A 9534-nucleotide genomic window follows, 5' to 3' on the forward strand; every position below is an offset into this window, starting at 1 on the left:
CGGGCAGGAGGGACTTCCGGCAGGAAGGGGGCCGGCGTGGGCACTTCGGTCGCCCGCCGGCTATCCGCGACGGCCGGCTACAGCCGTGTCCGTACGTTCAAGCGCCGCATCCAGTCGTCGAGTTGGAGCACCATCTCGGCATCGGCGCGGCCCAGCCAGCCGCCGCGGTCGAGCAGTGCCGGGTCCTCGGTCGTACGACGGATCGCCGGCAGGTCGACGAGCGGACGTGCGGGCGCGGTGGTGTCGTCGAGGAGATCCCGCAGCCTGCCGACCAGTCCGGCCTTGTAGTGGGGGTCGTAGGTGATCGGGTAGGGGACCTTGGCCCGGGTGAGCACCGACGGCGGGACCACGTCCCGTCCCAGCGTGCGCAGCAGGCTCTTCTCCCTGCCGTCGAAGGACTTCATCGCCGCCGGCACGTTGAACAGTACGGAGAGCAGGCGGTGGTCGGTGAAGGGGAACCGCACCTCCAGGCCGGCCGCGGTGCTCAGCCGCTCGGAGTGGAGCACCGTCTGCTCCAGCAGCCGCGTGACGGTGAGGTAGTCCACCTGACGCGCGAGGCGGTCGACCGGAGCCGCGCCCGGCAGATGGGGAACCTCGTCCAGTGCTTCACGGAACATGCGGTCGACATGACCGTCGACGTCGACGTCCTCCAGGAGCGCTCGGTCGAAGAGCCCGGTGCCGATGCCGTACGGCATCCCGAACCGGCGCGACCGCTCGATCCATGGGAAGGAGGTGAGGACCCGGTCCTCGTCGATGGCGCCGCCCAGGCCCCCGAACAGCGCGTCCGCGCCCTCCCCGCTGAGCACGACCTGCGCATGCCGCGCCACGTGCCCGCTGAAGAGATAGGGGGTGATGTTCTTGTCGCCGAACGGTGTCGGCTGGTCCTTCGCGGCGAGCACCTCCGCCAGGGTCACCGGGTCCAGCAACTCATCGGGCCGGACCGCGACTTCCCGGTGGTCGCAGCCCCACAGCCGGACCACCTCCTCGGCGTACGGCCGGTCCGGGACGGGTGCGGACGTGTCGCCGAACAGGACGGTGAAGGTCTGCGGCGCGCTGCGGCCGCCGGAGGCGACAAGACCCGTCAGCACGCTGGAGTCGAGCCCGCCCGACAGCAGCACGGCTGCTCTCTCGCCGGGCTCGACCCTGGCCACCGCGTCCTCCAGCAGATCCCTGAGGTGCTTCACGGTGCTGTCGAGGTCGAGTTCGTGGGGGCGGGCCTCCAGGCGCCAGTACGGCTCCTCGGTACGGCCCTCCGCCGCGATGCGGAGGGTATGACCGGCCCGCACCTCGCGCACACTTCGCAGCACGCCCTGACCGGGGCTGCGCAACTGCGTGAGGACGGCGCCCAGTCCAGCCCCGTCGAGCTCGGCCCGCACCATCGGATGGCGCACGACGGTGGCCATGTCGGAGGCGAACACGACCCCGTCGGGGGTGAGCGCGTAGCTCAGGGGCTTCACACCCAACCGGTCGCGGCCGAGGAGCAGTTCTCCGGCGCGGACGTCCCAGACTGCGAAGGCGAACGCCCCGTCCAGATGAGCCGGGGCGGAACGGCCCCACCGCAGGTAGGCCTTGAGCACGGCCCGCGCCGCCGCGCTGCCACCGGTGACCGGCATGTCCGAACCGGTCGTCGGGGAATCGAGATCGCTGGGGGGCAGAACATGTCCGTCGCACACCGCGACGACGAGGGTGTCACCGAGGTCATCGGTGACGACCGCGGCCCGACAGGAGTGCGGGGACCGCGGTGGCTGTGGGGCCTGCGCCGAATCCCTCTGGATCAGGGCGACTTGCCGTTCCTGCCATACTGTGCCGCCTACGCGGCCACGGACGACGAGATCGGAAGCCATCTGCTCGACCGTCAAGCCGAAAGACCTTAAATCCCGGCGTCGATCGAGCCAACCGGCAATACCGGACACACTTTTCCTTACGTTCAGGCACTGCAGGGATGTCGACGCTTGAACACATGGCTCAAGTTGCGTGGCGCCTCATGGGGAACGAAGAGGCCAAGGAACCGGAGCCGAACGTTCGACAATCGTGATCTTAGTGAGCGCCGCCGCCGCACGTCTGTGATCCATTTCACCGACAGGTCCCGGAACGGGAACACCCTCGACAAACTCCGGGAGAGCACCGACGGGCCGAACCCCCGGGAAACACCGTCCGCTGCCCTGTCCAGCAAGGATGCCCACGCCCCCGCAATCCCCCAACGGCCCACCGCCGTTTACCTTCACGCCACCACGATGTCTTGTTTCCCTACTCCAATTTTCCTACTGCAAACGCAGATCGCCATCCTCCGAGGCCAACTCCGGTAAAAGGGCGTGGTACTCCCGACGCCTTCGTCATCAGCATCACAGCCGCCGCTGAGACCGTCATCGATCTGCCGATGGAGTACCGGTCCTTCGTGGCCGAGGTGGGCAACGGCCCTGCCGGTCCGTTCCCGCTCACCGAACCCCTGCCCGGCCGGATCGGCACACCAACCGATGTACTGACCCGGGGCACGCTCCTGCCGGCCGGACTGGGCTGCGGCATCTTCATCCGGCTGATCCTGAAGGGCCCGCGAGCCGGCGTGGTCCGGCAGATCGATCCCGACTGGGGCGGCTTCGTACCGGTGAGCCGCGGTGCCGTGGACATGGCAGCCCGGCGACGTGGCCGTCATCGAGCTCCGGCTCCTGACGAACCGCCGCGCCGATCTCGTCTGTGACCGCATCCGGTCCACCAACCGCCCCCGGCGTCCGCAGTCCACAGGCGCTCGCGCGGAAAGCCGAGGCGGCTGAACGGCAGCACACCGCCGTCCCGGGTGAGGCTGTGATCGCCCGGCTCGTTCGGACACTCGCCCAGGAGGTCCGGATCCCGAACGACAAGGTCGCCGGGATCGACCGGCTCATCGAGGCATTGAGCCCTGATCCGAGACCGCCGCCGCTACGACGCGTAGCCCCGCACCAGCCGACCGGCTAGTCCGGGCGATCACCCGACCGCCACAACCAGCGCAAGGCATCAGGGAGCAGGACTCCACCGTGGTTGGGGCTGTGGCCGCCGTCGCCCAGGACGAGGCGGAAGTCGTATCCGGCTTCCGCGAGCGCGGCCGCGACACGCAAGTTGTCGGCGAGCCAGTTCGCTTCGGGCTCGTTCCAGCGCAGATCACGATGGCCCGCTTGCAGGAAGACCCGCAGTGGCTTGCGGGGAACGCCGGGGATCAGTTCGGGGTACGGGTTGCCGCCTGGCATCTGCGTGAAGCTGGACAGGTACCCGATGACACGGCGGAACGTGTCCGGGCGCAGCCACGCTGCCGTAAAGGCGCAGTTACCGCCGCTGCTGCCACCACAGATGCCCCACCGATCAGGGTCCTCTGCGATCGTGTACCGCCGCGTGACCTCGGGGATGATCTCGTCGAGGAGGAAACTGACGTACCGGTCGTCGAACGCGTCGTACTCGGTGTTGCGGTTCTTCGGGTCCTCGGCGTCGGGGAAGACGCCGGGGTCGACGAACACCCCGATGGTGACCGGGATGTCGCCGCGGTGGACAAGGTTGTCCAGGACGATCGCGCCGCGGACCTCTCCTTCGGGGTCCAGGTACCACCATCCGTCCTGGAACACCATCAGCGACGCCGGCTGTGCGGGGTCGTACTGGGCGGGCACGTGAACCCAGAACCTGCGGGACGTGCCCGGATAGATCGCACTCTCGTTCCAGCCGAACTCGATTGTCTCGCCGACAGGTACGCCAGGCTGGACAGCCGAGTCGGGGCCATGGGCATAGCGAACGTCCGACTGGTCAACCGGAAGCGACTGGTAGGGCACCTCGATCATCACGCGGGCCAACCTAGGAGAGATCACGAACCCTCTCAAAGGGGTTTAGCAGCCATGTCTCACCCATGGGGAGCTTCCCGCCACGGACCGGGCACCGCCCGGTGGCGAGGGACAGTTCCGGCCGTCCTAGGCCAAGCCGTGCGGCCGCCGGTCCGCCGGGCGCGCGGGCGGGATCGGGCCGCCGGGAAAGTCGCGGGGGCCGGTCCACAACGCGGGTACGGCGTCGCAGCGGCGGCACAGCTCATAGGCGATCGCCTCGTAGTTGACCCGCCAGCCCCGGAAGTGCGGCCATGCCTCCTTCGGCGGGCGTTCGGCCCGGAAACCGGCTGACTCCAGCATGTCCACGGCCGCGTCGAACTCGGCGAAGGTGAGCCGGATCGTCGCATCCGGTGACGGGTCGATGTCGAAAGGGATGCGCAGCGCGCGGGCGATGTCGCGAAGGGCGGTGAATCCGGCCCGCAGCACCAGCCGGGCCTCCGGCGGGGCGAGCCGGGGGTCCAGCGCCAGCTGCATCGCCGCCGCGTCCATCACCGCGACAAGCCCGACCAGCCAGCTGCGGTGCGGACGCGGCGACCGGAAGGTCAGCAAGATGGGGTACGTGGAGTGGCTCTCGCCCATGTCCGCGGCGAGCCGCTCCCAGGCCCGGTACAGCGCCGGCAGGGCGGTCTCGGTGTCGACCAGCCACTGCCGGGCGAGGATCTCCGGCCCCCAGGCGGGTTCGCCGGCCCGTGCCTGGAGCAGGGTGACCTCCAATTCGCGACGGTTGTAGGCGGCGTAGAGGGTGGGCAGGTAGGCGATCTGCAGGGCGATCAGGACCGGGCCGGTGGCTGCGGCGACGAAGTCGAGCACCGACAGTTTCAGCCTTGCTCCACTGGCGAAACCGAGCGTGAACAGGCTGGACCCGGCCTCCCGGAACGCGGTGGTCCAGGACAGCGGGGACAGCGAGTACAGCAGGAGGCCGAAGCCGAGGAGCGCACCGGCGAGCCAGCTGGCGAGCATGCCGATGAGCATCAGCGGGGCGAGCCAGGTCTGGGCGCGGTCGATCGCGTCGTAGCCGCCGCGGAGGGCTTTGAGTCGCAGAAGTCTGCGCAGTGTCCACCACAGGCGGAACACCAGTGCGGAGTAGAGGCCTCGGGGTACCACGAGCGTGCGCAGGATGCTGGTCAGGACCAGCGCCAGGACCAGTACCCCTCCCGCGGCGACGATGTATTCCATGGGCCTATCTTCGCGCTCAAGGAGGTGGGTGATCAGCTTGGTGCGCGGGTGCGTGTGCACAGGACGGAGGCGTGGTTCCCGGAGCCCGTTTCACCGCGTCGCATTCACATCACCGCAGAGCTCAACCGGCGAGACCCCACAATCAGCCTACGAACGGCTCCGGCCCCTCGTATGCGCGCTCCCCACCCGCACCGCGCCACGCCCCAGCCGTCGCCGCACCACCCGGTCGAGCTCGTGATCGGGCTTCGCGAAGCCCGACGAAGTGCCCCGGATATCCGGATTTACCGACAGAGATCACGTTCAGCTCGCTGAATTCACCTGGTATTACACTGTCATGAGCCATGCCTTCTGAATCCGCAGCAGCTACCGAAACCGGCTGGTTTCACGTGGAAATTCGGGGCGAGCTCGACACCTCGCCAGCAGAAACGGGCAAGGATTACCGGGAGTTGCCCGTCTGCCGCGCCGGAGGTCTGTTTCCGGCCGGTTCCACACGCTTCCTCCGGTCGATTCCGCATCAATTCCCCCTGCTCGGCGCCGAACGAGCGCGTTGCGGGCAAGCCTGCGGGGCGAAAGCGCGCGAGTGGCGGCGGGGTCGTGCCTATCCTCCGGTTGACGGGTGAAGATTGTGTATTAGGGTGAATGCGTTCCTGCCGATCACCACCGAACGGCAGGACGCCCCAGGGAGTTCCGCCCCGTCCGTTGCCAAGTCGCCCGTGTGCGGCCGAGTTGATCCGTGGCGTCGTATTGTGACGGCGTCTCAGCCGAATGGCGGACCCTTTCTGGGTGCTGGGTGGGCATCCGGCACAGCGCAACCCTGTGCGGGCCATCGGCCTGTCCCCGGCAGCCGCGACGATAGCGCTGGTCACGGCGGTCCCCGCTCCCCACTGCCCTGAAACTGAATTTCCCTCATGGTGATGACGATTCAATATGAAGCGGGAGGCGCCCGGTGATATTCTCCCGTGCGTCGCGAGGACGCCGTGACGCAGCGGATGCCGCGGCGCAGTCACCGGAATCAGCAGAGCCTCCCTCCACTCCTTCACCCCCGACGCCGAGTCCGCTGCCCGACCTCGTGCCGCTGACCGCGGAGGAAATCGCCCTGATGCGTGCGAGCGTGGCCGTGGTCGGTCCGTACGCAGCGGACATGACGGTGTATTTCTACGCCATTCTGTTCGCACGCCACCCCGAGGTGCGCGGGCTCTTCCCTGACAATCTGGACGTCCAGCGCGACCGGCTGCTGCGCGGCCTGCTGCAGATCGTCGACCTCGTCGACGACCCGGAGAACCTGATCCGGTTCTGCGGCAGGCTGGGCCGCGACCACCGCAAGTTCGGGGCGCTCGACGGCCACTACCCCGCGGTGGGCGAGTGCCTGCTCACCTCCCTGGCCCGCTACGCCGGCCCGGCGTGGAGCCCGGAGCTGGCCGCCGCATGGACGCACGGATACGACGTCGTCGCGCAGGTGATGATGCACGCCGCGAGGGATGACGCCCGCACGGCGCCCGCGGTGTGGGAGGCGGAGATCATCCACCACCTGCACCGCGGCCATGGCATCGCGGAGATCACCGTGCGGCCCGACGCGCCCTACCCGTACACGGCAGGCCAGTACGCGAGCGTGGAGACGCCCTGGCACCCCAAGGCGTGGCGCTACTACTCGCCCGCGCACGCGCCGCGACCGGACAACACCGTGACCTTCCATGTGCGCGCGATCGCCCAGGGCCAGGTCAGTCAGGGCCTGGTCTACAGCGCCAAGCCCGGTGACGTGGTGCGGCTCGGACCCACTCAGGGTGACATGACGCTCGACCCGCGCACCGAGCGGGACCTGGTGTGCGTGGCCGGCGGGACCGGTATGGCCCCCATCAAGGCCCTGGTCGAGGACGCGGCCCGCAGCGGGACAGAGCGCTACGTCGACGTCTTCGTCGGCGCGCGGACCGCTGAGGAGCTCTACGGCCTGGACGACATGCTCAGGATGTCCCAGCGGCACCACTGGCTCTCAGTGCGGGCCGCGGTGTCGCACGAGCGTATTGCGGGGCTGGAGGGCACCCTGCCCCGGGTGCTGAAGGAGTTCGGGCCGTGGTACCGGCACGAGGCGTTCCTCTCCGGGCCGGTGGACATGGTGACGCAGGCCAGAGCCACCCTGGCCCGGCAGGGTATCCCGCCGGAGCGGATCCATTTCGACCCCTTCGACGTGCCCGCACTCGAGGCCTCGTTGCTGCCCCGGCAGTTGCGGGAACCGCCCGAGGACTGAGCGCCCGGCCCGACCCGGCCGACCCGGCCCCGGCCTTGCTGCCACCCGCTTGCCGCGCCCGCCCGCCGGACTCGGCTTCGCCCCGTCCGCTCCCGGCCGAGCGGCCGCCGAACCACCGCCCGGCGCGCCGGACCGGTATGAGTGCCAGACCCCGAGCAGGAGACAATCCAGTGCAGCTCCCCCCTTCGTCCCATTCGGCTCGGCGCCGCCCGCCGGCACAGGAGGCCGTTCTGGCGGCAGCCGAGGTGTTCATCCGCCAGTACGCCGCCGAGAACCCGGGCGACGGCGATCCGCGCCGACGGCTCGCGGAGGTCACCGCGCAGGTGGAGCGCTTCGGCACGTACGAACACACTCCGGCGGAGGTGGCGTTCGGCGCGCGGGTGGCCTGGCGCAACGCGGCGCGCTGCATAGGCCGGCTCTACTGGAACAACCTGATCGTGCGGGACCTGCGGCACGTCACGCATCCCGACGACATCGCCAGTGAGTGCTTCGAGCATCTGCGAATCGCGACCAACGGAGGCCGCATCCGGCCGGTCGTCAGCGTCTTCGCCCCCGATCGCCCCGGCCGTCCCGCCGCCACGCTGCTGGGTGAGCAGTTGGTGCGCTACGCGGACGACCCGCGCAGTGCCCACCGGGTGGCGCTGGCCAGGGACTTGGGCTGGAAGGGCGGCGAAACCCCCTTCGAGGTACTGCCGTTGCTGGTCCAGCCCGCTTCCGGCCTGGCCCCGGAGTTCTACGAGGTGCCCGAGGACGCCGTGCTGGAGGTGCCGTTGACGCATCCGCACCATCCCGGATTCGCCGACCTCGGTCTGCGCTGGTACTCGGTGCCGGCCGTCAGCGACATGTCGCTGGAGATCGGCGGGGTCACGTACCCGGCCGCGCCCTTCAACGGCTGGTACATGGGCACGGAGATCGGCTCGCGCAACCTCGCCGACACCGACCGCTACAACCTGCTGCCCACCGTCGCCGAACTGTTCGGCCTCGACACCCGCAACGAGCGCACCCTGTGGCGCGACCGCGCCCTGGTCGAGCTCAACCTGGCGGTCCTGCATTCCTACGAGCAGGCGGGAGTGAGCATGGCCGACCACCACACGGAGTCGCGGCGGTTCCTCGCGCACGTGGACCGCGAGAGGCGGCACGGGCGCCCGGTACCGACCGACTGGAGCTGGATCGTCCCACCCCTGTCCGGAGGCGCGACCGCGGTGTTCCACCGCTACTACGACCCCGAGGATCCCGACCTGCGGCCGGCCTTCGTGCACCGGACCACAGGAGTGCCGACAGGATGCCCCTACGGCACGGCCCGAGGGGGCATTTGATCCAGGTGGCGTCGGTCAGCCGTTCCATGCCGTCCAGGCGACGGCCAGAGCTGGTGGCCGAGTAGCCCATCACCCCGCTGCGGAAGAAGCGGGAAGCCTCGGCACCATCGACGAAGAGCTCGCTGCCTCGCGGCTCGTGCGGACAGCTCGACGCTGACATCCATTCGGGTGCCGCCGTCCTTTGTCGCCAGGGCGACGTGCGACCGTGTTCGCCGGGGGAAGAGGCGTCCTCCGGCTGAGGCGTTGAGCCAACACCTCGCCGGGAAGCAGCGTGCCGCGGCATCCAGTGCGACTCGATAGTTCACAAGAAGCCGGTGTTCCACGACGCTGGACAGTCGCGGCAGCCTCATGATTCCTCATGGACGGCGCGCTGATCGCGAATCTGGCTGCGGTCGCGCCGGCCGCGAGTCGCCGCCTCTGAGGTCCCGCCAACCGCGCCGCTCACTCGCCAACTGCACCACTCCGCCACACCGGGACCGGACAGGCCGAAGTCCAGCGCCTCGATGCCGGGTGAACTCCACCATCAGGGCGCGGGCCCGCGGTCGGCGTCGCGCGACAGCTGACTCATCGCCATTCCGCGACTCCCGCCGGGCCATCTTCGGCCAGCCGTTCCATTAACACGGTTCAACGCGCGGATTTCACAGCGACACGCGGGTGGCATGGGGTGAGCAAGCGTCAGCAGATCAACCGGAAGGACTAATAGTCATTCAATCTACCTTCCGTCTCTGGTCACTTGACATCCCGACCGAGGGGCAGACAGGGCTGCGGATACCCCGATCGGCCCTCTGGCGCACGCTCCCGATATGACTGATATGACAGCCATGAGTACGTTTAGTCGCAGTCGGCTGACGAGCCGACATCTCCGTGAGAACAGACAGGAGAAGCGACATGAAGCTCGCTCGTTCCACCATGGTGACCGCCACAGCCGGAGCCGCCGCGGCACTCGCCGTCACCGGCATCACCT

General features: G+C 69.0%; 6 protein-coding genes and 1 pseudogene. 4 read left to right on the forward strand and 3 right to left on the reverse strand.

Annotation, left to right across the window (positions count from 1 at the left end; all coding sequences use genetic code 11):
• Positions 1-77: 77 nt before the first annotated feature.
• Positions 78-1613 carry an asparagine synthetase B family protein gene (locus tag ACZ4MF_RS45060; protein WP_467499720.1) on the reverse strand — a complete coding sequence of 512 codons (1536 nt, stop codon included), beginning with the start codon at positions 1611-1613 and terminating at the stop codon, positions 78-80.
• Between the two features lie 626 nt (positions 1614-2239).
• On the opposite strand from ACZ4MF_RS45060, the gene ACZ4MF_RS45065 reads away from it, so the two are divergent.
• Together ACZ4MF_RS45065 and ACZ4MF_RS45070 are read left to right on the forward strand one after the other, a co-directional pair.
• Complete coding sequence (locus ACZ4MF_RS45065; protein WP_467499731.1) at positions 2240-2695, forward strand: hypothetical protein; 456 nt, start codon at positions 2240-2242, stop codon at positions 2693-2695.
• Positions 2628-2883: pseudogene (locus ACZ4MF_RS45070) on the forward strand (IS110 family transposase); the annotation flags it as partial. The gene ACZ4MF_RS45065 and the pseudogene ACZ4MF_RS45070, both read left to right, overlap by 68 nt.
• A 62-nt stretch (positions 2884-2945) precedes the next feature.
• Here ACZ4MF_RS45070 and ACZ4MF_RS45075 read toward each other — a convergent pair.
• Together ACZ4MF_RS45075 and ACZ4MF_RS45080 are read right to left on the reverse strand one after the other, a co-directional pair.
• Positions 2946-3797: an alpha/beta hydrolase gene (locus tag ACZ4MF_RS45075; RefSeq protein WP_467499729.1), complete on the reverse strand. Its 852-nt coding sequence runs from the start codon at positions 3795-3797 to the stop codon at positions 2946-2948.
• A 126-nt stretch (positions 3798-3923) separates the two neighbouring features.
• Positions 3924-5012: a hypothetical protein gene (locus tag ACZ4MF_RS45080; RefSeq protein ID WP_467499722.1), complete on the reverse strand. Its 1089-nt coding sequence runs from the start codon at positions 5010-5012 to the stop codon at positions 3924-3926.
• Between the two features lie 1099 nt (positions 5013-6111).
• Between ACZ4MF_RS45080 and ACZ4MF_RS45085 the strand changes: the two genes are divergently transcribed.
• Together ACZ4MF_RS45085 and ACZ4MF_RS45090 are read left to right on the forward strand one after the other, a co-directional pair.
• Positions 6112-7254: a globin domain-containing protein gene (locus ACZ4MF_RS45085; RefSeq protein ID WP_467499724.1), complete on the forward strand. Its 1143-nt coding sequence runs from the start codon at positions 6112-6114 to the stop codon at positions 7252-7254.
• 170 nt (positions 7255-7424) lie between these two features.
• Positions 7425-8570 carry a nitric oxide synthase oxygenase gene (locus ACZ4MF_RS45090; protein WP_467499727.1) on the forward strand — a complete coding sequence of 382 codons (1146 nt, stop codon included), beginning with the start codon at positions 7425-7427 and terminating at the stop codon, positions 8568-8570.
• Positions 8571-9534: the final 964 nt, after the last annotated feature.

The organism is Streptomyces sp. NPDC025793 (assembly GCF_055558375.1).

Excerpts from the sequence above, each read along its gene's own strand:
- ACZ4MF_RS45075 (WP_467499729.1), bottom strand. The coding sequence starts at position 3,797 with ATGATCGAGGTGCCCTACCAGTCGCTTCCGGTTGACCAGTCGGACGTT.
- ACZ4MF_RS45060 (WP_467499720.1), bottom strand. The coding sequence starts at position 1,613 with ATGCCGGTCACCGGTGGCAGCGCGGCGGCGCGGGCCGTGCTCAAGGCC.
- ACZ4MF_RS45080 (WP_467499722.1), bottom strand. The coding sequence starts at position 5,012 with ATGGAATACATCGTCGCCGCGGGAGGGGTACTGGTCCTGGCGCTGGTC.
- ACZ4MF_RS45085 (WP_467499724.1), top strand. The coding sequence starts at position 6,112 with ATGCGTGCGAGCGTGGCCGTGGTCGGTCCGTACGCAGCGGACATGACG.